Source organism: Belnapia sp. AC561 (assembly GCF_979252845.1).
In genome coordinates, this window is the sequence record NZ_CEEDBP010000394.1 from 1 (window position 1) to 247 (window position 247).

General features: G+C 72.1%; 1 protein-coding gene. It reads right to left on the reverse strand.

All coding sequences use genetic code 11. From position 1 onward, the window contains the following. Window positions 1-247 (reverse strand): DUF3479 domain-containing protein (locus AC0IW9_RS31575; RefSeq protein ID WP_471652232.1); only part of this gene is annotated, 247 nt, incomplete at both ends.

The window sequence follows — 247 nt, forward strand, 5'->3', positions numbered from 1 at the left end:
AAAGCAGGCCGACCAGGGCATCGCACTGGTCGCGGCGGGCGGCGAGCGCGGGCAGCTCGGCGCGGATATGGTCGTCGAGGAAGAGCATCGCCGCGATGACGATGTCGCCGCGAGCGAGATCGGCGTGGCAGGCGGCGAGCGCGAGGTCGTCCGAGCTCCATTGGTCGGCGGCATGGACGGGGAGCTGCAGGCCGGGGATGTCCCGCTGCACGGACGCGACGGCATTGGCCATCGCGCCGGACAGGTG